The sequence below is a fragment of the Flagellimonas algicola genome (assembly GCF_005937185.1).
Taxonomy (GTDB): domain Bacteria; phylum Bacteroidota; class Bacteroidia; order Flavobacteriales; family Flavobacteriaceae; genus Flagellimonas; species Flagellimonas algicola.
This window is the reverse complement of the sequence record NZ_VCNI01000001.1, coordinates 1,668,744-1,692,622: the sequence shown is the minus strand read 5'-3', so window position 1 is coordinate 1,692,622 and position 23,879 is coordinate 1,668,744. Positions and strand designations below refer to the sequence as shown.

15 protein-coding genes are annotated in these 23,879 nt (G+C 40.4%); all 15 read left to right on the top strand.

Going from position 1 to position 23,879, the window contains the following annotated elements; translation table 11 throughout:
• The first annotated feature begins 61 nt into the window (after positions 1-61).
• The 15 genes from FGG15_RS07345 (at position 62) to FGG15_RS07275 (ending at position 23,819) form a co-directional block, all read left to right on the top strand.
• Entirely contained in the window at positions 62-3,307 is a 3,246-nt protein-coding gene (locus FGG15_RS07345) for a DUF1553 domain-containing protein (protein ID WP_138834750.1), read from the top strand.
• 23 nt (positions 3,308-3,330) lie between these two features.
• Positions 3,331-4,857: a DUF1501 domain-containing protein gene (locus tag FGG15_RS07340; protein ID WP_138834748.1), complete on the top strand. Its 1,527-nt coding sequence runs from the start codon at positions 3,331-3,333 to the stop codon at positions 4,855-4,857.
• Positions 4,858-4,888: 31 nt separating this feature from the next.
• The gene (locus tag FGG15_RS07335; RefSeq protein WP_138834746.1) at positions 4,889-5,992 is read left to right on the top strand and encodes a twin-arginine translocation signal domain-containing protein; all 1,104 of its coding nucleotides are present in this window, start codon (positions 4,889-4,891) and stop codon (positions 5,990-5,992) included.
• 90 nt (positions 5,993-6,082) lie between these two features.
• Positions 6,083-7,759, top strand: a complete 1,677-nt coding sequence (locus FGG15_RS07330) for a sulfatase family protein (protein WP_138834744.1) — start codon at positions 6,083-6,085, stop codon at positions 7,757-7,759.
• Positions 7,760-7,823: 64 nt separating this feature from the next.
• Positions 7,824-9,194 (top strand): c-type cytochrome domain-containing protein, encoded by a 1,371-nt coding sequence (locus FGG15_RS07325; protein ID WP_138834741.1) that lies wholly within the window; start codon positions 7,824-7,826, stop codon positions 9,192-9,194.
• Positions 9,195-9,197: 3 nt separating this feature from the next.
• Positions 9,198-10,190: a TRAP transporter substrate-binding protein gene (locus FGG15_RS07320; RefSeq protein ID WP_138834739.1), complete on the top strand. Its 993-nt coding sequence runs from the start codon at positions 9,198-9,200 to the stop codon at positions 10,188-10,190.
• A gap of 4 nt (positions 10,191-10,194) precedes the next feature.
• Positions 10,195-10,662, top strand: coding sequence for a TRAP transporter small permease (locus tag FGG15_RS07315; RefSeq protein WP_138834737.1), 468 nt, complete (start codon positions 10,195-10,197; stop codon positions 10,660-10,662).
• Positions 10,659-11,933, top strand: coding sequence for a TRAP transporter large permease (locus FGG15_RS07310; protein WP_138834735.1), 1,275 nt, complete (start codon positions 10,659-10,661; stop codon positions 11,931-11,933). The genes FGG15_RS07315 and FGG15_RS07310 overlap by 4 nt, the downstream gene beginning before the upstream one ends.
• 247 nt (positions 11,934-12,180) lie before the next feature.
• Positions 12,181-13,971: an FAD-dependent oxidoreductase gene (locus tag FGG15_RS07305; RefSeq protein WP_138834732.1), complete on the top strand. Its 1,791-nt coding sequence runs from the start codon at positions 12,181-12,183 to the stop codon at positions 13,969-13,971.
• On the top strand, positions 13,968-15,083 hold the full coding sequence (locus tag FGG15_RS07300; protein WP_138834730.1) for a hypothetical protein: 1,116 nt from the start codon (positions 13,968-13,970) through the stop codon (positions 15,081-15,083). The genes FGG15_RS07305 and FGG15_RS07300 overlap by 4 nt, the downstream gene beginning before the upstream one ends.
• Positions 15,084-15,540: 457 nt before the next feature.
• The gene (locus FGG15_RS07295; RefSeq protein WP_237561769.1) at positions 15,541-17,406 is read left to right on the top strand and encodes a sulfatase-like hydrolase/transferase; all 1,866 of its coding nucleotides are present in this window, start codon (positions 15,541-15,543) and stop codon (positions 17,404-17,406) included.
• 65 nt (positions 17,407-17,471) lie between these two features.
• The gene (locus FGG15_RS07290; protein WP_237561768.1) at positions 17,472-19,352 is read left to right on the top strand and encodes an FAD-dependent oxidoreductase; all 1,881 of its coding nucleotides are present in this window, start codon (positions 17,472-17,474) and stop codon (positions 19,350-19,352) included.
• A complete protein-coding gene (locus tag FGG15_RS07285) occupies positions 19,349-20,485 on the top strand; it encodes a hypothetical protein (protein ID WP_138834726.1) in 1,137 nt (378 codons plus the stop codon). The genes FGG15_RS07290 and FGG15_RS07285 overlap by 4 nt, the downstream gene beginning before the upstream one ends.
• A gap of 113 nt (positions 20,486-20,598) precedes the next feature.
• Positions 20,599-22,122 (top strand): Dabb family protein, encoded by a 1,524-nt coding sequence (locus FGG15_RS07280; RefSeq protein WP_138834723.1) that lies wholly within the window; start codon positions 20,599-20,601, stop codon positions 22,120-22,122.
• Between the two features lie 341 nt (positions 22,123-22,463).
• Positions 22,464-23,819 (top strand): Gfo/Idh/MocA family protein, encoded by a 1,356-nt coding sequence (locus FGG15_RS07275; RefSeq protein ID WP_138834721.1) that lies wholly within the window; start codon positions 22,464-22,466, stop codon positions 23,817-23,819.
• Positions 23,820-23,879 lie beyond the last annotated feature (60 nt).

The window sequence follows — 23,879 nt, the reverse complement described above, 5'->3', positions numbered from 1 at the left end:
TTATACAAATAACCTTTGTGCGAAACAAAATATCTTTAGTGAAATAAAATCAAGTCGCTTGATGTATAATTTAAATTCCATTTTTACAGTGCTGGGTTTTACGGTGCTGTTGGTTTCCTGTGGGGGACCTAATTTACCGGAAGACGTTGAACTTGCCTATGAAAAGCTTCCAGAAAAAATAGATTTCAACCAGCATGTTAAGCCCATTTTATCAGATAAATGTTTTATTTGCCATGGGCCAGACAAGGCAAAGGTGAAGGCCAACCTTCAATTGCACCTACCCGAACTTGCCTACGCCGAGTCTGATAACACGCCTGGAGTCTATTCCATAGACCCGGGAAATGCTGGAAACAGTGAACTGGTCAACCGAATTCTTAGTAATGACCCTGAAATTATAATGCCAGAACCCTCTTCACATTTGACGCTATCTACGCATGAAAAGGCCATGTTGATAAAGTGGATTGAAGACGGTGCAGAGTATAAGGATCATTGGGCTTTTTTACCCCCTCAAGAACAGAAACCACCCCAGGTGGCATTACAAGGAAAAGTGGTTAACCCTATCGATAATTTTATACTCGCAAGGCTCGAACAAGAAAACATACAACCAAGCCCACCTGCCGACAAGGAACTTTTATTGAGACGTTTAAGTTTTGATTTGACCGGATTGCCTCCAACTTTGGAAGAAATCGATGCTTTTGTAAATGATGGCTCGCCTGATGCGTATGAAAAACAAGTTGACCGCTTGATGGCTTCCCCTCATTTTGCTGAGCAAATGACCTTGGATTGGATGGATCTATCACGCTATGCCGATACCCATGGTTACACGGTGGACCGTTATCGGGATGTTTCTCCTTATCGAGATTGGGTCATCAAAGCATTTGATGAGAATATGCCGTATGATGAATTCATTCGTTGGCAATTAGCGGGTGATTTGATGCCAAACGCATCCAAAGAGCAGATTTTGGCAACTACTTTTAACCGTTTACATCCCCAGAATCTTGAAGGGGGTATTATAGATGAGGAGTTCCGATCTGAATATGTCGCCGATCGGACCAATGTTGTTGGTGAAGCATTTTTAGGGTTGACCATGGCCTGCGCAAAATGTCATGATCATAAATACGATCCCATTTCACAAAAGAACTACTATGAAATGTACAGTTTCTTTAATAATGTGAATGAATCGGGACAAATTCCTTGGGATTGGTCCATGCCAGTGCCCAACATGCAGCTTCCCACCAAAGAACAGGAGAATTTTTTGGCTTATATCGATAACCTAATCGGAAAGAAGGAACTTGCAGTCGCTAAAGTGGAGCAATCTGAAAGCGAAAAATTTACGGATTGGATAGATTCCGAGGGTTATAAGAAAATTAATCCAAGACGTACTCCAAATAATCTTGTTGCCAGAATAGATTTTAGAAACGGTAGCCTTAGCAATGCTTTAAACCCATCCCAAAAAGGAAAAATGGACCGCCAATTTGCGCCTAAACAATTCGCCAAGATTGTTGAAGGCTTTTCCGGTAAGGGCTTAGAATTCGATGGCGATGCTTGGTTAGATTTGAAACCTATCGGGATTTTTCGCCGCAATGAGCCATTTAGCATTGGAATCCGCATAAAGATTCCCAAGGAATTAGAAACAGGGGTTATATTCCATAAAAATTATGGGACACGACTTCATAGTTATCGGGGGTACCATCTGGCCCTAACAGAGAACAAGCTGGAGATTATGTTGGCCCATGTCTGGCCTGATAATGCCATAGTAGAGGTGACAGAAAAAGAAGTTCCAAAAAACCAATGGATCCAGCTTACAATGACCTATGATGGTTCCAGTAAAGCTTCCGGATTTAAAATTTACATGGATGGAGAAGAGCTGGAAACGACTGTTGATGTTGACAATCTCTATAAAGACATTATTTTCAACTCTTATGAAGATTTCATCTATAAACAGCCTATTGAACCAGGGTTACAGATTGGCGCTCGTTGGCGTGGAAAAGGTATAGGAGGTGCTCTAGTGGATGATATTCTGGTCTTTGACAAAGAATTAAATCCTCTGGAAATCGGTCAAGTATTAGGCTCAACGAAGATACAGTCCCTTGTAGCCAAGAATAGTAAAGAACTGAAGGATGAAGACAAAAGTCTGCTAAAAACGCATTTTTTGACAAATAGGTCCAAATCCTATCAGAACTCATTGTTTGAGCTGGAAAAGGTGCGTAGAATTCAGGTAGATAGCGCAGAAAGAGTGCAAGAAATAATGGTCATGAAAGAAATGGACCGACCAAGGGAAACTTTTGTTTTGGAACGTGGGCTCTATGACCAATATGGCGAGCAGGTATACCCCAATACTCCGGATAAGATATTTGCATTTCCTGATAATTATGAAAAAAATAGATTGGGATTGGCCAAATGGGTTACCAGTAAGGAAAACCCCCTAACTGCGCGCGTTGCAGTAAACCGATACTGGAAGAATATTTTTGGAACAGGTATCGTGCGCACAGTGGAAGATTTTGGAAATCAAGGTGAATTACCTAGTCACCCTGCACTATTAGATTGGTTAGCGATTCAGTTTATGAAGTCTGGATGGGATGTAAAAGCATTACATAAAATCATGGTCATGTCAAACACCTATCGACAGTCCTCTGTAACAACGCAAGAACTACTTGAAAAGGACAAAGCAAACCGGCTTCTGGCCAGAGGACCTTCCAGTAGATTGACCGGTGAAATGCTAAGGAACAATGTTTTGGTCGCTTCCAAACTTCTAAATCGCAAGATTGGAGGCAAGAGTGTAAAACCCTATCAACCGCAAGGGCTTTGGAAAATAAATGGTGCAGCGTATGAAGAAGATAAAGGAGAAAAATTATATCGAAAGAGTATTTATACCATTTGGAAGCGTTCTGTGCCGCACCCTACCATTGCCACTTTTGATACTCCTGAAAGGTCGTTTTGCTCGGTACGCCGTCAAGAAACCAATACACCGCTGCAGGCTTTGGTTTTGATGAACGACCCTACTTATGTCGAAGCGTCACGGGTATTGGGTTATACCATGTTACAATATTCCGACCCCAAGGCGGGTATCTCTGACACCTTTAAAAAATTGACGGGGAGAACCATTAAAAATGAAGAATTACAGCTTTTGGCAGATTTACGGCTTATAGAATATGAAAAGTTCAAGACGAATAAAATGAAAACCGAAGGATGGATTAATACCGGCGAATTCCGTATTTCCAATGACAATGATGAAGCTCTGGTAGCCGCAAATGCGGTAGTAGCCAGTACAATCATCAATTCTGATGCGGTAATAACAAAAAGATAGTCAATAGTTTAAACTGATAATACATGTGTCACAATCATCATAATATTTTAAGATCAACCAATAAAGACCTACAAGAAGTAGAGCGCGCAATGGATCGGCGTAATTTCTTGACAAAAACTTCGATGGGACTGGGGGCAATTGCATTAGGTTCTCTTCTTAGCGCTGATAAGTCTTTTGCTGCGTTAAATAATGGCAGCATGGATGCTAGGGATGCAGAGAATTTATTAAAATCATACAATAGGAATCGTTTAGGTCTTCCTCATCATCTACCTAAGGCCAAACGCATCGTTTATCTATTTCAAAGTGGTGGACCCTCGCAGCTCGAAATGTGGGACTATAAACCGAAGCTTAAAAATATGTTCGGGCAAGATTTACCTGATTCAGTTCGTCAAGGACAGCGTTTAACGGCCATGAGTGCAGAGCAGACAACTTTTCCCATGGCACCTTCGCTTTTTGATTTTAAACAATATGGGGATTCGGGAACTTGGGCAAGTGATTTACTGCCCTACACCTCTGAAGTTGTGGATGACCTTTGTTTTATAAAATCTATGCAAACGGACCAAATTAACCATGACCCTGCAATTACCTTTATGCAGACTGGGAATCAATTGCCGGGCAGACCTTCAATCGGTGCATGGTTGAGTTATGGATTGGGCTCCGACAATGAGAATCTTCCAACTTTTATAACCCTCATCACAAAAAATATGGGGGGACAACCATTATATTCCCGTCTCTGGGGGAATGGTTTTTTACCCACTGAGCATCAGGGAGTTCAATTCCGTTCTGGGAAAGACCCAGTGCTTTATCTGAGCGATCCAGAAAATTATGATGGCAACGATAGAAGACAGATGTTGGACTATCTCGGTAAACTTAACGAAGTGCAGCATGACGCCTATGGAGATCCAGAGATTAATGCCCGTATGGCACAGTATGAAATGGCATTTCGAATGCAAACCTCGGTTCCCGAAGTGACCGACATGTCAGATGAGCCGGACTATATTTTTGATATGTATGGGGAAGACAGTCGAGACCCCGGAACGTATGCCGCAAATTGCCTTATGGCAAGAAAGTTATTGGAGAAAGGTGTAAAGTTTGTTCAATTATATCATCAAGGTTGGGATCAACACAGTTTTTGCCCGGGGGGTGTTAAATCACAATGTAAGAAAACCGACCAAGGTAATGCTGCTTTGATAAAGGATTTAAAACAGCGGGGAATGCTTGAAGACACCTTAGTAGTTTGGGGTGGCGAATTCGGACGAACCGTGTACTCCCAAGGTCAATTAACGCCGGAGAATTATGGTCGAGATCACCATCCCAAAGCATTCACTATGTGGATGGCGGGAGCTGGCGTAAAACCAGGGATGAGTTACGGCAAAACCGACGATTTTAGTTATAATGTGATTGAGAACCCAGTGCATGTGCACGATTTTCATGCCACCTTGCTCCATCTTTTCGGCATTGACCACGAACGACTGACCTTTAAACATCAGGGCAGAAGATTCCGATTGACAGATGTTCATGGACACGTAGTAAAAGACATTTTGAGCTAAGATCAATGCAGTAAATAAAAATTACCAACCAATGAAAAACAGAAGAAACTTTATTAAGAATACTGCTTTGGCAACTGCTGCCATTACAACTGCTCCCAGTTTTGGATTTCATCTGATGAAAAAACCAGTTCTTGAGGAGGAAATCATCGGTCACGGAGATTACCAATACAAAATCAATAGAAACTGGGCACAAATTGGAACATCCCGCCCTCTCTTAAACTGCCATGAGATGGAAATGGACAGTAAAGGTCGCCTGATCATGATTGGAGACCATCCGGAGAATAACATTTTAATATTCGATAAATCAGGATCCTTGTTGGACTATTGGGGTACTTCCTACCCAGGTGGTCACGGCCTTACTATTTCTGATGAAGGGGGGGAAGATTTTTTATACCTCACCGATTCGGGATGGTACATGGATAAAAGCGGAAAATGGATACCGCATAATGGGCGTGTTAGCAAAACAACAACAGACGGAAAGGTTTTGTTTGATATTGGACACCCTCAAACTATAGGTATATACAAACCTGGAGATCCATTCAGACCAACTGAAGTTGCCATTGGTCCAAACGGTGATATTTATGTTGCTGACGGTTATGGAATGGACTTTATTATTCAATACTCTTCCACCGGAGAATATATTAGACATTGGGGAGGTAAGGACAACACGGATACAAATTACAATCTTTCCAATGCACATGGGGTGGCTATAGATTATCGTGACAAGGATAACCCGATGGTGGTGTGTACCTCTAGAAACGAACAATCCTTCAAATTTTTTAGTTTGGATGGTAGATTTATAAAGACACTTCATTTACCAAATATGCAAGTATGTAGACCCGTTTTTGATGATACTAACTTGTATGCTGGGGTTTGTTGGTCACAACCGAAGATCGGCAAGACCGATTGGAGGGACCATACTGGTTTTGTAACCATTTTGGATGGCGATAAGGTGATTTCAAACCCAGGGGGTACTGAACCCTCATACATTAATGGAGTGCTACAAAAATCTTATCAACTGGAGCATAAACCAATCTTGCACGGACATGATGTTTGTGTCGATGAAGATAAAAACCTGTACATCTGTCAATGGAATGCTAACAGAACCCCGCCAATAAAGTTACAGCGGGTGTAGGTATAAGTGAAATCGATTCGAAAACGTATAAAATAATTTTTTATCTAAAAAATCCGGTATTTCCAAGCTTAAGCAACCAAAACAATACTTATGACCACTTATTTGAAAATCATCGCGCCTTTATTTGTTTCTTTTACATTGCTTTCTTGTATTCAGGAAGACAAAGGGGTTGCCCAAAAGCCTAACATCATCTACATTATGTCTGATGATCATACCACCCAAGCTTTCGGAATTTATGGAAGTCGATTGGCAGGTCTTAACCCAACGCCAAACCTTGATAAATTGGCCAATGAGGGGATGATATTTGACAATGCATTTGTGAACAATTCAATATGTGTGCCCAGTCGTGCAGCAATTATTACGGGGCAGCGTGCCCAGACTAACGGGGTGCTTGACCTGGAAGGGGCAATTGCTCCTGAAAAGCAGTTTCTTCCCATAGAAATGCAAAAGCTTGGATACCAAACGGCAATTGTTGGCAAATGGCATTTACATGAGGAACCAGCGGCGTTTGATTACTATACGGTACTTCCGGCACAGGGCAAGTACTTTGACCCCGAATTTAGAGTGAGGGGTGAAAAATCCTGGCCAAACAATATCATAAAGACAGAAGGTCATTCCTCTGATAAAATCATGGACATTACCCTTGATTATCTAAAAAATAAAAGAGACCCTGAAAAACCCTTTTTCTTGATGCATCATTTCAAAGCGCCCCATGATGATTTTGAATATGCTCCGCGTTATGAAGATTATCTGGCAAACACATTTATTCCAGAACCTGAAAGCCTTTATGAAATAGGTCAACATGGCTCAGAGGCGACCAGGGGTAAAAACGATTCTTTGACCAGAACAATTGGTTCTTCGGTTTCCCATAGAAATTTGATTCGTAATCAAGCCATGAATATTTATTGGAATGATAGTACAATCTATAAGAAGTACAGAAATGCAAGGGATATAGATCCAAAGGAATATGTAAAATGGGAAATGGATTCCATCGAAAGGGAATATACCAGCAAAGTATATCAGGATTATCTTAAAAAATACTTGCGGTGCGTCAAAGGTGTCGATGACAATGTCAAAAGGTTAGTTGATTATTTGGAAACCGAGGGATTGCTCGAAAACACAATTATAATGTATACCGGGGATCAGGGTTTTATGTTGGGCGAGCATGATTATATTGATAAAAGATGGATGTACGATGAGTCGATGCGCATGCCTTTTTTTGTTCGCTATCCTGAAAAGATAAAAGCGAAAAGCCGAACGAATGCCATAATCAACAATACGGATTTTGCCCCTACCATGATAGAACTGGCAGGTGGTAAAACCCCTGACTATATGCAGGGAAAAAGTTTTAAGACCATTCTTGAAACAGGAATAGAACCCGATAATTGGCAAAACGCCACCTATTATCGTTATTGGATGCATTTAGCGCACAGACATCAAAATCCTGCACATTTTGGTATCCGTACAAAAGAGCATAAGCTGATATTTTATTACGGAAAGTATTGGGTTGATACTGATGATCCAAATGCAACATGGAACAAGGAAAGTTGGGGCAATGACTTTGCAAATCATACTCCACCAGCATGGGAATTCTATGATTTAACAAAAGACCCAAAGGAAATGAACAACGCTTATAAAGACCCGAAGTATCAGGAAACTATTGCTGATTTAAAAAATCAATTGGTTCAAATGCGAGAAAGTTTAAATGAGACTGATAAGAATTACCCACACATTCAAAAAGTTATTGACGAACACTGGGATGATTGATATTCTTTGTTTCAATTAAGACTTACCTATTTTAATGGAGAACAACCACTAATAACCACCAAAAATGATTGCACTGGAATTTTCAACCTTTGTTGGACGTTTTCATCCGCTTTTCGTACATATGCCCATAGGGTTTCTATTTTTAGCCATTGCATTGGAATGGTACGAAAGCTTTAAAAAGACCAAAAACAAAAGCAAACTAATACCGGTTGCTTGGTTTTTGGGAGCTCTAAGTGCGGTTGGGGCCGCTTTTTCTGGTTGGTGGCTCGGCGCTACCGGTTTATATGATGAGGAGATGCTTTTCTCACATCGGTGGTTGGGCGTTGCCCTGGTAGTGATTGCTTTTATAGGATGGTGGATTAAAAGAAAACCTGAGAATTATTCAAACTTGATTCAAAATGGTTTTAACCTCTTACTGTTGGGTATGTTGTTTGTTGAAGGACACAAAGGAGGAAATTTAACCCATGGTGAATCCTATTTAACCGAATATGCCCCGGAACCCATTCGAAAATTGTTGGGACCTACGACAAAAATGGATTCTATAACCCAGTTTTCAAACCCGGATTCTGTTCTTGTTTACACACATTTGATACAACCAATTTTCCAATCAAAATGCGTAGCATGCCATAATGATGAAATCAAACGCGGGGGATTGAACATGAGTCACTCAGATTCTTTAATGCTGGGAGGGAATAGTGAAGATATTCTGGTTGCAGGAAATGTTGGGGAAAGTGAGCTTTTTAGACGGATTACCCTACCGCAAAAAAATATAAAATTTATGCCTCCTACCAAAGATGTGCTAACTTATGACGAAATCAAAACCATAGAATGGTGGATTGAGCAAGGTGTATCTTTCGATGGTACAGTGACATCCGTGGAGGTTACCGATAACATAAAACCTGTTCTATTAAGAAAGTACGGAATTGATACAGAACCAAAAGCGTGGTATGAGACCGTTCAGCTGAAACCTTTGGATAGTGTGCAGCTATTGCATCTGGAAAAAAATGGCTTTACCGTCAAATCGCTTGGTGTTAAAAACCCGTTGCTGGATGTGACATACTCGGGTACCGACCTAACCCAAGAGCAACTAATGGAATTGGAAAAAGTAAAAAATCATATCACCTGGCTGTCTTTGGCCCAGACCAATGTGCAAGACCAATGGTTGGCCGTTGTCGGAAAATTGCCAAACCTCACAAGACTTGAGTTACAGCAAACGGACATTTCTGACAAGGGAATTCTCCAACTTTCCGGTCTTAAACATCTGGAGGCCTTAAATTTATACGGAACCAAGGTAGGTGATGCCTGCCTACCTGAAATCCAAAAAATGGAAAGTTTAAAACGCCTCTATCTTTGGCAAACCAAGGTGAATTTGAAAACTGTAAAAGCCATGGAGGAACATAACAAATCACTTAAAGTAATTTTCGGAGAAGATTAGCCCATGTTAAATACCAGAAGATTCATTTTACGATATAGTTTCTTGACTATCGTGTTTTTAGTTTTGGTTCAATGCAAAACGGTATCCGAACCAGAGTTTTTATTCCGTGCAGCTTTGCTTCCCAGTGAGGACCACACATGGACAAAAGCCTTTGTGTATTTTGGTGAAATTCTGGAAGAACGTTCCAATGGTAGAATGAAGGTTGAGGTGTATCCTTCAGAACAACTCGCCAAGGAAATGGAAGCAATTCGGCTTATAAAAACCGAAGTTATTGATATGACAACTACCGGTTCTACGCTGAGCAACTGGAGCGAAATCTTGGTTTTTTGCGAATTACCATTTTTGTTCAAGGATAGTACGGAAATGAAACAGGTAGTCAACGGGCCTATCGGAGAAAGAATCACAAAAGAAATGATCCAAAAAGAAGGACTAAGACCATTGGGATATTTTCTTAGGGGCAACAGACATTTAACATCAAACCGCCCCATAAAACACCCTGATGATTTAAATGGTCTGGTTACTCGTGTGCCTAACGTGCCATCTTTTGTGACCGCTTGGAGAATCTTGGGGGCCAAACCAACGCCTATGGCTTTATCGGAAGTTTTCACATCTCTCCAACAGGGAACCATAGAGGCTCAGGAAAATCCCTTAGCCATGATTAAAAACATGGGATTTGCAGAAGTGCAAAAATATTTGAACCTTACAGGCCATGTGGTAAGTTGGGTGTACCCAGTAATCGGAGAAAAGCAATTTCAAAAATTACCTCCTGATCTTAAAGAAGTTTTCTTGGAAGCCTCCACAGACATGATTCATTATGAACATCAGTTGTTTTTAGAGAATGAAAAAAGAGTTCAAGAAGAACTAAAAGCTACGGGAATGGAGTTTATTGAGGTAAACAAAAAGGCCTTTCTTCAAAAATCCGAAAAAGGTATTTACAATAGTCTAACCCCTGAAATGCAAGAGGTCTATCATCAAATCCGAGCCCAATTAAATTAAAAAGATGAAATTGCACATAGCTATTGGAAGGGTTCTGAAAATAGGTACGATATTGGCGACCTTTGGTTTTTTAAGTGCCGTTCTATTACAGATTTTTGCTCGATTTTTTTTAGAGAGTGCTCCTTCATGGACGGAAGAGGCATCACGTCTGTTTTTTGTTTATGCCATTTCTTTTGCTTCCGGTTTGGCTTTAAAAAGCAACTATTTTGTTTCCCTTGATACTTTTTATGATAAGTTCAATTCAAAAATTAAGAACCTTTTGAACCTGTTAATTCCGATATGCACATTTTTAATGTTCATTATAGTTTTGATTTACACGATCCCACTCATATGGCTGGGTGTGGGAGAAAAATCACCTAGTTTGAAATTTCCCATGTCCTTTGCATTTTTAAGCATAGCAATTATGTCAATTTCTCTTTGTTATTATTCCTTTAAACAGTTGCAGTCAGTTCTAAAAAATAGAAGAACATGATCTGGGTATTGGTGGTAATATTCGTTGTTGGTCTGTTTTTGCGATATCCCATAGCCTTTTCACTGGGGCTTTCTTGCCTGGTATATCTAATTATAAAAGGAACACCATTAATTGTAATACCCTCAAAAATGTATTCTGGAATTGATGTTTTCGTTCTGTTGAGCATTCCAGGTTTTATTCTTGCAGGTAATCTGATGAACCAAGGAGGACTTACGGCAAAAATAATTCTATTTTGCAATCACCTTATGGGACATATTCGAGGAGGTCTTTCGTTGGTAAACATAGGGGCTTCAATGCTCTTTGCCGGGATATCGGGAACCGCAATCTCAGATACTGCAAGTATGGGATCTATTATGATTCCTGCAATGAAAAAGGAAGGGTATGATGCCGAATTTTCATGCGCCATTACGGCCGCCTCATCAACAGTTGGGCCAATAATCCCTCCAAGTGTACCTATGATTATTGCAGCCACCTTGAGTGGACTGTCGGTAGGGAAGTTATTTCTGGCCGGGGCCATACCGGGTTTATTGTTAGGGGTAGGGCTTATGTTGGTTGCTTATGTTATAGCTAGGAAAAAAAACTATCCAAAACACGCAAGAAGTAGCCTTTCCCAAGTCGCTCGTGGGTTTGTTGATACTTTTTGGTCACTACTCATGACCTTTATTATTCTTTTTGGGATTATCGCTGGAATATTCACCCCCACTGAGGCATCGGTAATTGCGGTCATTTACGCTCTTGTCATTGGAAGATTTGTATACGGGAAATTGAACTTTAAAAATGTACAGGTGGTTCTGATTGATTCCATCAAGACTTCGTCCTCTTTAATGATTCTGGTGGGTTTCGCAAATCTATTTGGGTGGATATTGATTACGGAACAAATCCCCCAGACCATTTCAAGTGAGATTTTAGGTTTTAGTTCCAATAAATATGTTGTATTGCTCCTTATCAATCTTTTACTCATTGTAGTAGGAACATTTATGGAGACGATTGCAGCGCTACTAATTCTTTTTCCTATACTTTTAAAGGTAGCCTTGGCGGTAGATGTGGATCCAATTCATTTTGCAGTAATCGCCGTTCTAAACTTGATTATAGGTCTGACAACACCACCAGTAGGTGTCTGTCTATTTGTAGCATCCAGCATAGGAAAGGTATCTATTGGCAAGGTCAGCAAGGCCGGATTCCCATTTTTATTGGTGAGTTTGTTGGTCTTGGTTTTGGTTACTCTATTTCCAGAATTGTCGCTTTTTCTACCCAATCTATTCATGGATTAGTTAAACAATCCCTTTTTCGCTCAATCTCTTTCCTCCATATTTCAATTTTGGCACTTGTCCCACAAAACAAGCATCTGATAATGAATCGCTTGTCAATGTAATGTCTAGTCCTAATTAATGGCATAGGGCCACACATTACTTATATTTAAGGTAATTTTAAAATAAAAGGGTTTACAATTTATCTGTTTTCGAAACCTTACGAGTCCAAGAGATTCGATGTAATCTTGAAGAGATTAAAAAAATTGGTATGAAACTTTTTACATCGGTTTTAATAGTATTTATAGGTACTTTTTCTGTGATTTCACAAGAAATTCTTATCGAAGCGGAAAGCTTTGATGACCCAGGTGGGTGGGTAGTAGATCCACAGTTTGAGCAACAAATGGGCTCACCTTATCTATTGGCCCATGGAATGGGCAATCCTGTTAAAAATGCCAGGACCATGGTCCGGTTCAATTCAAATGGAGAATATCACATTTGGGTTCGCACAAAGAATTGGGTGCCGGGAAAATGGGAGGCACCGGGAAGGTTTAAGTTAAAAATCAATGATCGATACCTTGATAAAACTCTTGGCCTCCGTTCGGGTTGGGGTTGGGAGTACGTTGATAAGATCTCAGTAAACAGCAAAAAAGTAAATTTAGAGTTGGTTGATTTAACGGGGTTCGATGGAAGATGCGACGCTATCTACTTTTCAACTACAAAGGAAGAACCCCCATCATCTTCCAAAAACTTGGCCGAATGGCGAAAAAAAGTAAAAGCCGAGCCCAATTCGCCGCCACAAACCAAGTCATATGATTTGGTTGTTGTTGGTGGAGGGCTCGCAGGTTGCGCCGCGTCCATTGCAGCTGCAGAACAAGGTCTAAATGTGGCTTTAATACATGATAGACCAGTTTTAGGTGGAAACGCCAGTGAAGAAATTAGAGTGCATACCTTAGGTATTTACGGAAATTTTGAACGGATTCTTAAAAAAATAGATACAGAACATTATCCGAACGGGAGTGCGGATGCAAAATTAGACCAGATAAAACGTGATGAGAATGTAAAAAGTTATGAGAATATCGATTTGTATCTAAATCATAGGGCGTATGATGCGAAGGCTGAGAACAACCAAATTCAATTTGTTGATGCCAGACATACATCAACAGGCAAACGTATTCGATTTACCGCACCGCGTTTTGTAGATTCCTCCGGAGACGGCTGGATTGGATACTGGGCGGGTGCCGAATTTTCATATGGACGCGAAAGTGTAGATACCTATGGGGAAGATTGGGAGGAACATGGTGAATTGTGGAGTCCCAAAGAAGCCGATAATGCGGTAATGGGCTCATCCGTCCTATGGGGGTCAAAAGAAACCGAATCGGCACAGACTTTTCCGGAGGTTCCGTGGGCAATGCCCGTTGCCAAATCACATTCAGAAATTAATGGGGAATGGCAATGGGAATTCAGTAGCCCTGATTACAATCAAATAGATGATGCCGAAGAAATTCGGGATCATATGTTACGAGCGATTTACGGTTCTTTTGCCAATGCAAAAAAAGACCCTAAAAATGCTAATCGAAAGTTGGAATGGGTTTCTTCCCTGGTTGGAAAGAGAGAATCCAGAAGATTGGTGGGTGATCACATTTTTACTTTTAAAGATGCCAAAGAAGGACGCAAATTTGAAGATGGAGTGGTAATCGAAATAAGGGAGATAGACGTTCACTACCAGATTGTTCTTGAAGATGAGAATAATCCGGATTTTCTGTCCGAGGCCCTATTTTATAAAACCCCCGAATATTATATTCCATATCGCAGTCTGTATTCCAAAAACATTACCAATCTTTTTATGGCGGGGAGAAATTTTAGTTGCTCACATGCTGGCTTGGGAGGACCAAGGGTAATGCGAACTACAGGTCAAATGGGAGCTGCTGTGGGTTTTGCGGCAGCACTTTGTAAAAAATATGATGTGAACCCTAGAGACATCTATAAAGGGTATCTAGATGAGTATTTGGCCTTGATTGAAGAACAGAAATACGAAAAAATTCCGGAGAACAAGAAATGAAATCTATTTTTCAAATCCCATTGATTGTGCTACTCCTTATTGGAAATCAAGAGGATGTAAAACGCATTTCTTCGTTTAAGACTACAAGAGTTGTAATGGACACAGCACCGGAATTCTTTGTCTTGGAATGGAAGGAGGGCATGCGATTAACCGAGAGGGAAACTGAATTCTTTATTCAGGTTGATTCTATGGGCAGACAAGAAGTGGTAGCCTTACTCGATGAAAAAGAAACCCCTTTTTTATATACCTCCGACATTAGTACACCGGTTTGTGCAGATGGGGACTGTAAATTGATGAACATCAAATTGTATTGGACATTGTTGGGTGAGTACGCTGGTTTTGACCGTTATCCTGGACTCCCGCTTACCAAACATGACCATGATGAATTTAAAATCGAGGATTATCAAAAACTGCATGCGTTGTTGACCGACGATAAATCAATCTTGGGAAGAAGGTCTGTAGATCAGTTGGTAGAAAAACCCAAGATGCGTAGCGTAAATGGTGTTGACGCCGTATCTGGAGCTACCATAGCCCGTGTTAAAGAATCTGTTGTATCAGGGGCATTGTATTCGTGCTATACTGCGTGGCATTTGGTCCACGGTGAGATACGCGAACAGTTAAAAGCATTTTCATTAACCGTTTTGAATGAAGCTATGACGATTAACATGCTCTACAGTGTCAATGATGATTACCAACTTTTTGCTCTTGGAAAAATAGGGTCGCCGAAATACAAACAACATTATAAGCAAATTGCCAAGGTTTTTGAGACGAGTACACCCCTTGTTCGAAGCATTATAGCAAAACGATTGGTTTCAAAATATAAGGATGCCCCAGATTTACAAAAACCTTTTTGGGATGCTTTTGACACCGTTGATTCGGGTAGTAGAAGTTTGATGATTAATTGTTTGGGAGATGCACCTGACTATGTACCTTATATTTTATCAAAAAAACTTTCTGCAATGAGTAAAAACCAGCTGAAGCGTTATTTGAAGCATCTAAATAGAAAGGAAGAAATGAACCCAAAAGTTAAAAACAATATTGCGGCGTTTGCAAATTTAGACTACCAAACCTACGCCTATCTGGCAAAGGAATTTTTAGATGGGAAGAAATAAAAAGACAATGATCTTTTTGTATCAATTTGACCTACATCACCTCCCTTACGCATTTGTCTATATTATGTCTAGTGGACATTTAGAAAATGTATGTTCTAAATGAATATCTTTTTTCGATTTTATTGGAGAATATCATATAGGAGCATTGGATTCCGGTCTTTTTCGTCCGGGCATAATTCATGATGCCGATCAAACAGATCACACGCGCATGTGGAACCCAATATATCGGTGATGTAATCTTTTGTAGGAGCTCATTGGTTTCAATATACAGATTCTCCATTTCAGGCCAGGCACACGATTGCGAAAACTATAATGTTGGTTTTGTAACTGGTACTGACATTGCATGTCCACATATGGTATAAGCCTCAAAAGAGCTTCATAAAGATCTAGATGCAAGAAGGCTTGGAGGTTTGAAAAAATAAATTCGTAGTTACACAGAATATAAAAATAAAACATTATGAATAAAATTAGAGCACAAGTTATATGGTGTATTACCAGTTACTTTTTTTGCTTGACTTTATATGCCCAAGAAAAACAACCCAATATTCTTTGGATTATCACCGATGATCAAAGGGCCGATGCCTTGGAATGCTACAATGAGGCTACCACTGGAAAAAGTGATAGTGGGTTGGGTTTCGTAATGTCTCCAAATATAAACAAGTTGGCCGCTGAAGGTACCATGTTCGTGAATGCTTATAATAATTCACCTATGTGTGCAATTTCAAGGGCATCCATGTTAACAGGGAGATATCCGTTCAGGTCGGGCCATTACAAGTTTTATTCACATCAAGAGGCCGATATATCAAAACCGTTGGTATCTCAAATTTTAAGGAACGAAGGCTATGGTACCGCAGCATTCGGTAAGACGCATTGGTCGATTGAAAAGTACCTTGATAAATCCAAGAATAGGCCGGATGACATGTTCGATTTGGTTGTGCATTTCAAAAGTGATCTACAAAATCAGGGCTACGGAGATATCTTTACAGGTAAGGCCAAAGTTGAATTCCCCGATGGAATATTCAAACTAATCAATAGGAAAGAGACGACCATTTATCCTGATGGCACTTTACTGGAATATATAACCAATGATATTGAGAAGGAGATTCCTGAAGCGGACCGTAAGATGCATGCCAAGGTCGATAAGGATTTTGATATTTTAAGATTATACACGCGGCCACATAACACACTGATCATTGGCGGTCAAAATCCAAATCCTGCGGGGGAGACCATAGACGGATTGATTGTAAAGGAAATGAAAAGTTACCTCAAAAATGCTGGGAAGTCATATAAGACCATTTCCGGTAGGGAGGTAGATGGTGCCGACAACGACAAGCCTGTATTTCTACATTTAGGTTTTACATGGCCCCATACCCCCGTAATTCCACCCAAAGAGTACCGAGATATTTTTAAGAACAAAAAATACAAAATTCCCGAGTTCAGCACCGATGAATTATCAAATTTCCCCCCTCAGTTGGTGCTACACTATAACGAATGCAAGGCAGATCGGTTAAAGGAAGAAGAAAAGCTTCAGGCCATACGGGATTACTATGCGTTTTGCGCCTATGGAGACGCCTTGATTGGTGATGCCGTTAAATCATTTAAGAAGTATTGCGAAGAAAAAAATGAAGAATATCTCATAGTGTACACCGTAGGCGATCATGGATGGCATCTAGGAGAACAGGGGGTGATGGCAAAATTTGGCCCATGGAAGCAGTCGGTTCATGATGCAGTCATTGTAGTTTCATCTGATAAGGAAAAGTTTCCGGCGGGCAAGGTGAACACGGACATTGTGGAGTATGTCGATTTCGCACCTACCTTTCTGTCAGCAGGTGGTGTGGATATTTCGAGCAAAGAGTATAATTATCTCGATGGTTACGATCTGCAGGAAGTCACTGCGAACAAAACCCCAAAGCGCGAATATGCCTTAGGGGAAATTAATGTGGTAAATGGTCACCGGGCATATATGCGAAATTTAGATTTTGCTTTTTCCATGAGAAGTAGGGACATGTGGGACGATGTACACAGTCCTAACCAAAACAAAGATGTCAGATGGGCCTTGACTTGTGAACGACCAAAAGCTGATATGGCTTTGTATGATCTGCGTATCGATCCACTTGAAAAAAACAATGTGGCCGATAAAAAGGAATACCGTGCATTGGCGGATTGGTATAGAAATAAATTGGGAAATATTGTTTTGGGAGATGGTCGGGTCGAATGCGATTGGACTTTACCAAACAGTTACAGCATCAGCAATTTTACTGGAGGGGCCGATGATAAAAAATTGGAGATTCCCGAAAATCTAATCCCAAAGATTCGACCATAAAATTTAGAATTATAAAAAGAAGAAATTTCATAAAAAAAGGAACAACGGGGGCTGTTTCAGCAACTATGATACCGTTGTCCATAAGTACGGTAGAATCTAACACTGATGGAGGTGAAAGAAGATCAGATAATTGGTATCAGGTCGGTACCGGTAAAAAAGGAAAGCCAACACGAAAAAAGGAGTTGCACGTAGATGTTCTGGTTGCTGGGGGTGGTGTGGCAGGATGTTGTGCTGCGGTAAGTTCTGCCAGAAATGGGGCCAAAACAATATTGGTGCAAGACCGCTCAGTTCTTGGTGGTAATGCATCAAGTGAGATTCGTGTCCACCTTAATGGTGTTACCCATTTGAGAGATGGCCATCCCGAAAGGGAAACCGGCATTGTTGAGGAAATTCTCCTGCACAACCGCTTTAATAATCCGCAGGGTGCCTATAATGTTTGGGACCATGTCATTTATGATTATGTAACGCAGGAACCTAACCTCAAGGTAATGATGAACACCCAGGCCATTGAGGCCAAAATGAAAGGAAAGAAGATAAAATCGGTGAAATGTTGGCAATTGACAACGGAAACAGAATATACCATCTACGCCAAACATTTTATAGATTGTTCAGGTGATGGATTAATGGCCGCAACTTCCGGAGCACTTTACCGAACAGGTAGGGAAGGGAAGGCGGAGTTTAATGAGAAATATGCTCCGGATGAGCCGGATAATTGGCAAATGGGCGCTTCCCTTATTCTTCATTCAAAAGATATGGGTAGACCGATGCCATACAAACCGCCTTCTTTTGCTATTCCCTATACCGAAGGGCACAAACCAAAAATGCACCGTTCCGTCCTTCCCTTTACCCATGGTTTTTGGTGGGTCGAAGTGGGAAGCGATAAAGATATCATTGGTGAAACCGAAGAAATTAGGCATCGACTAATGGGTCATTTATATGGTGTTTGGGATTATATAAAAAATTCGGGGAACCACCCCGAATCAGAAAATTTTGCTTTGGATTGGGTGGCTTCCATCCCCGGTAAAAGGGAATCTAGAAGATTTATGGGCGATCACATCCTTACCGAAGTTGACCTGATGAACCATCACCATTTTGAAGACGCAGTGGGATATGGTGGTTGGTCATTGGACGAACACAACCCTGGAGGAATTGAAAATCTAAGTGAACCCGCAAGTTATTTTCATTACCGATTTGACAAAGTTTACGAAATTCCATTTGCTTGCCTCTATTCCCAAAACGTTCCCAATCTGCTTTTTGCAGGGCGTAATGTAAGTGTTTCACATATTGCCCTGTCTTCAACAAGATTACAAGGTACCTGCGCCACCATGGGACAGGCTGTTGGAACCGCTGCAGCTTTGTGTGTTAAGAAGTCCATTAACCCCAGGGAACTCCGGGATTCACATATTAATGAGTTGCAGGAGCAACTTTTAAGGGATGATGCCTATATTCCTAACAGACCCTCAAAAGATAAAAACGATTTGGCTCCAAAAGCCACTGAAATTTTTGCATCCTCCACCAGTTCAGGAGATGTCAAACTTTTAACAAATGGTTACTCAAGAGACGTACAGGAAAGAGAGGAAATCAATCATTGGCAATCAGATGGTCTACCCGCCGAAGTAACCTTTGAATGGGAAAAGCCCATAACGCTTTCCAAAGTAGAAATTAAGTGCGATACCAATACACGTAAAAATTTAATGCTGCGAAGTGATTCCCGAGAAGATGACCAATTCACAACCACAATACCACCCGAGCTGCTGAAATCATTAAAATTAGAAATGAGGTCGCAGGGAAAATGGACCAAAATTGGTCAGAAGGAGGAAAACAATAGGCGCTTGATCAAATTTAATTTTGACACCATTAAGACCACCGCCATTCGTATCACTTTGGAGGAAACTTATGGAGCCCAGGTTGGCAGGTTATATGAGGTTAGATGTTATAAAAAATGAAAGTGTTCATCGATTACATATTCATCGCTTTCCTTTTATCGAGTTTCTTCTTTAACATTGGAGATGGTCAAGATGTTAAAAAACACTTGGTCACCATTGACCATCCGGCTTTTGAAGAAGGACAGTCCAACGAATTTTACCTTTGGGAGATAAGAGGAAAAAACGATGAAATTGATGGCTATTATCTTGACGTCGAATCTGTAATCTACGTTGATCATCGTTGTAAAATTGTTCCGATTAGAATGCATTGGGACGCTTTTGGAACCTATCGCAAATATGAACTGACGCATGGAAGAATTCTGGAAAAAAAAGAGGGCAAACCGTTTTTACCCGAAGATTATGAACAGCTGCACCGAATCTTAAAGGACAAAAGCTCTCCTTATGCCGATCTTTCTTACTATGAAATAACACACAAAAAAGTTCATGGCGAAAGTCAGGTGGATGCCGTCACCGGGGAAACGTCCATCGTTTTTGATGAAGAAAAAACCGTGTTGGGCGGAGCATGGACATGCTACACCTTATGGCATTGGGCCAATGGGGAAGCGGTAAGCGAAATTCAAAGAATAACCGGAAAATTGTCCGATAAAGAAGAGCTGCTTACCTACCTGAAGGCCCCTGACCGAATAACGCAAGAATTTGCTCTGCAGGAGTTCACCAAACGCAAACATTATGCTGATGCTGTACTTAAAGCGATAACGGAACAGGCGTCGAAATCGGAAATAGGGCAGCATTTTTTTAAAGAGGCGCTCAATTATCTCGAGGAAGCCCCCACGGCGCTCTATTTTGAGGCCGTTAAAAACTTGTTGGAAACAGAATCCAAAAAGAGAAGAACCATGTTATGGAATTCAATGCTGGGTTATGGAATTTCTCCTCCACCAGCTTATTTAAATGGGTTTTTGGCGAAGCTTACAGCTTCGAGAAATTATCAGGAAATCGATCTGTTTCTTACCATTCTTGAAAAGAAGAACGTCGCATCCGACGAAGCCATAAAAAAAATGATTCCCTTGCTTGAAGAAGATTATTCAATTTTAAACAGAAGAATCTATTGGTTTTTGAACAAACAAAAATTGTCAGAAGACCAAAAGCAGCTATTGCAATCCTATTTCAACAAATACTCGGATTACCTGCAATAAGAAAAATGGTGCTATTTGGGTGTTATGCGTTGTTGGAAGCGAAGAGGTTTAAGCCATAAAACAAGACTGGCATATTCTTGTTAGCGGTAAAACATCAATATAAATAAAAAACTATGAATGGTATAAAAGGTTACTTGCTCATTATTCTATCACTTCTACCGCACATTTGTTTGGCGCAAGCTTCCAACAAATTAATGCTGTATCGAAAAGACTTCAAAAATATATCTGGAAACAACACGGTTTCTGTAACAAGCTATGAAAAAGATGGTAATCATGTAGTTTACGCGGGGGGTGCTGGAAATATAGATGTTTACAGTTTAAACAAAAATGGCAAGCTAAACCCCATAAGCAGTCATGAACTATATAAAAACAAAGGACCGGCCCGAGGTATGGTCGCCGATAATATTAATGGTACGGATTTTCTATTTGTAGCCAACAAATTCGGAAATGTAATTGAGGTATTTACAATTTTGGACAATGGATCTCTTGAACGTGCTTATATGATTGAGGATACAGATGAAATGCACCTTGGAGTCGCAATTACTTTGCAAGTGGTGCATATGAAACAATCATCATACCTTTTTGTTGGTGGCTTGGAAGAGACACCCGGTCTGAGTTGTTTCAAAATACATAATGATGGGAAACTTACCCATGTGCAATCTGTTAAAGACAATGATAAAATCCATACTGATGGAATTATTGGCATGTTTACCCATAAAATCAATGGAAAGACCTTTTTATATACAGGAGGGTTTCAAGATAATGGCATAAGTAGTTTTAGAGTTTATGAAAATGGTAAATTCAAGAATATCAACAATATTTCAGACAATACAACGGACAGATACCTCACCGGAGCTTATCCCGTAACCGGTGTGAAATTGGGAGGAAATTATTATGTTATTGTAGGTCATAGGCATCATAAATATTATACCAGAAGCGGCTTTATTAAAAGACCTGACTTTGTTTACCATGGCGACGGTGTAAGTGTATTTAAAGTAAATAATAAAGGCGCTTTGGCACCTCATTCCATCTTGCTTGATGATGAAAGCACCAAACTATCAGGGCAAACAAGGATTGAAATTGTTCATGTGAAAAACAACGAAGCCGTGTTGGCCGTAGGCACAAGAGACGATACTAGCATTCAACTTTGTAGACTGGATGAAAATGGAATTCTTACTCCAATAAATTATTTAGAAACCGGATTTCCGATCTACTATGGTTTAAGGTCTCATAAAATTGCTGGTGAAGATTTTCTTATTGCCGGTTCTAACAGTTTTGATCTAAAAAAGTTGGTGACTTATAAGATCTCCCCTAAAATCAATAGAAATGGAAAAGTTTTAAGGCATATAGTAAATTTAAAATACAAAGCGGATGCCACGGAACAACAAATCAATGTTGCTATAAAAGCTTTTGAAAATCTCAAGAACGAAATTCCAGAGATTGCAAAAATGGAATGGGGACTGAATGATAGTGAAGAAGGACACAGCAACGGATTTACACATGGCTTTACCCTGACCTTTAGTGATGAGCACGCTAGAGAAGTTTATCTATTTCATAAAGCGCATTTAGATTTGGTAAGTAAAGTAGGGCCAATTATAGAGGATGTCTTTGTTATGGATTATTGGACCGATAATTAATGCGGGCGAGGAAGCAATTATGTGCTAGGAATTAATCGTAAAAAGGATGCTATTAGCTCATTACGATTTACTTTTTAAACGAAATATTTATGAAGACGGTGAGTCTTGTTTTTTTAACCCTAATCAATGTATTCATTGTTAGCAATGGATTCGCTCAACAATCCAATATTTCTAGGTTAACGAGAGAAGATAATAGTGCAGCTATATCGGAATGCTACAGCAATCCATATGCTGAAATACCTAGTGTAGACCATTTGGTAAAAAAGGGATTTCAATACATCATCACCTTTTTAAATACCCCTGATTAAAAAATTAATAAAACGCACTGAAAAACTTAAAATATGAAAACATCTCGTCGTTCTTTCGTCAAAAAAAGCTCTTCAGCTGCTGCTGCTGCATTCTTACTACCCAATTTTTCAATTGGGAAACCTGGCGTATCGGCAAATAGCAAGTTGAATATTGCCCTAATCGGTGCAGGCGGTATAGCTGCCCAAGCATACAAAGGATTCGAAAATGAAAATATTGTAGCCCTCTGCGATATAGATAGTCGCCAATTCCCGGCTCATATGGCAGGAACACCAGCCTTTAATGACTTCAGGGTCATGCTTGATAAAATGGGAAAGGATATTGATGCCGTTTGCGTGAACACTCCGGATCATACGCATTTTGTGGCAACCATGGACGCTATGCAACGGGGAAAGCACGTATTCACCCAAAAACCATTAACACATAATATTTGGCAGGCCCGTACCCTTAAAAAAGCCAAAGATAGATACAAAGTAGTGACCAACATGGGTAATCAAGGTCACACATATGACGGCATACGTGCTATGCGCGAATGGTACGAAGCCGATATGTTCGGACAAGTCAGGGAAGTGCATATGGGCCATCCAGGACCAAAATTTGAGAGTAAATATTTTGCTCGACCATCTCAAATTCCGCCTAAAAAACAGCGAGTTCCTAAAGAGGTGAACTGGAAACTATGGCTTGGACCAAATAAAAAGACAAATTATAACGAAATCTATCATCCACTTTCTTGGCGTGGGTTCTATGAATTTGGTTTGGGACAATTGGGGGATTGGTTTTGCCATATTGGGGATGGTCCGGTATGGATTTTGGACCTCTACGAGCCTACGGTTGTTGAATGTGTGGAACGTGGCCCTTCGATGGAAGGTATGTTACCGGATTACTCTGTTGTTCGATGGGATTTTCCCGTCCGTGGGAATAAAGCCCCTTGTTCGATGTACTGGTATGACGGTATTGCCAATGGAGGTCCAAGTCTTAAGCAACCTGAAGAATGGGATATGGAGGAACGCAAAAGTGGCTCTTTTTGGTATGGAGACAAACAAAATGCCTTTTTGGATGAACGTTCCAACAACCCTAGACTTGCTACCAGGAAATCTGATGAGATTTTCAAAGAAAATGTAATCATAAAAGAGAAATATCCTCGAGTCGAAATGGGACCCCATAAGGAATGGGTCAATGCCATCAAAAATGGTGGGCCCGAACCTGGTTCAAATTTCGATTACGCTGCCCCGATGACAGAAGTGGCACTTATCGGAGTCCTTGCACAGCGTTTTGGAGGTAAAATTGAATGGGATGCAAAGAATATGCGAATAACCAACCGTCCTGAGTTGAACGCCTACATCAAGGAGCCGGTTCGTAGGGGATGGGAATATGGTGAGGACCTGTGGTAGAGGTAAAAGATCCAATCCAAATTACTATGCATTTTGGGACATGGATCGTGAGATTCACAA

Coding starts and splice junctions, on each gene's coding strand:
- FGG15_RS07345 (WP_138834750.1), top strand. CDS start 62: ATGTATAATTTAAATTCCATTTTTACAGTGCTGGGTTTTACGGTGCTG.
- FGG15_RS07340 (WP_138834748.1), top strand. CDS start 3,331: ATGTGTCACAATCATCATAATATTTTAAGATCAACCAATAAAGACCTA.
- FGG15_RS07335 (WP_138834746.1), top strand. CDS start 4,889: ATGAAAAACAGAAGAAACTTTATTAAGAATACTGCTTTGGCAACTGCT.
- FGG15_RS07330 (WP_138834744.1), top strand. CDS start 6,083: ATGACCACTTATTTGAAAATCATCGCGCCTTTATTTGTTTCTTTTACA.
- FGG15_RS07325 (WP_138834741.1), top strand. CDS start 7,824: ATGATTGCACTGGAATTTTCAACCTTTGTTGGACGTTTTCATCCGCTT.
- FGG15_RS07320 (WP_138834739.1), top strand. CDS start 9,198: ATGTTAAATACCAGAAGATTCATTTTACGATATAGTTTCTTGACTATC.
- FGG15_RS07315 (WP_138834737.1), top strand. CDS start 10,195: ATGAAATTGCACATAGCTATTGGAAGGGTTCTGAAAATAGGTACGATA.
- FGG15_RS07310 (WP_138834735.1), top strand. CDS start 10,659: ATGATCTGGGTATTGGTGGTAATATTCGTTGTTGGTCTGTTTTTGCGA.
- FGG15_RS07305 (WP_138834732.1), top strand. CDS start 12,181: ATGAAACTTTTTACATCGGTTTTAATAGTATTTATAGGTACTTTTTCT.
- FGG15_RS07300 (WP_138834730.1), top strand. CDS start 13,968: ATGAAATCTATTTTTCAAATCCCATTGATTGTGCTACTCCTTATTGGA.
- FGG15_RS07295 (WP_237561769.1), top strand. CDS start 15,541: ATGAATAAAATTAGAGCACAAGTTATATGGTGTATTACCAGTTACTTT.
- FGG15_RS07290 (WP_237561768.1), top strand. CDS start 17,472: ATGATACCGTTGTCCATAAGTACGGTAGAATCTAACACTGATGGAGGT.
- FGG15_RS07285 (WP_138834726.1), top strand. CDS start 19,349: ATGAAAGTGTTCATCGATTACATATTCATCGCTTTCCTTTTATCGAGT.
- FGG15_RS07280 (WP_138834723.1), top strand. CDS start 20,599: ATGAATGGTATAAAAGGTTACTTGCTCATTATTCTATCACTTCTACCG.
- FGG15_RS07275 (WP_138834721.1), top strand. CDS start 22,464: ATGAAAACATCTCGTCGTTCTTTCGTCAAAAAAAGCTCTTCAGCTGCT.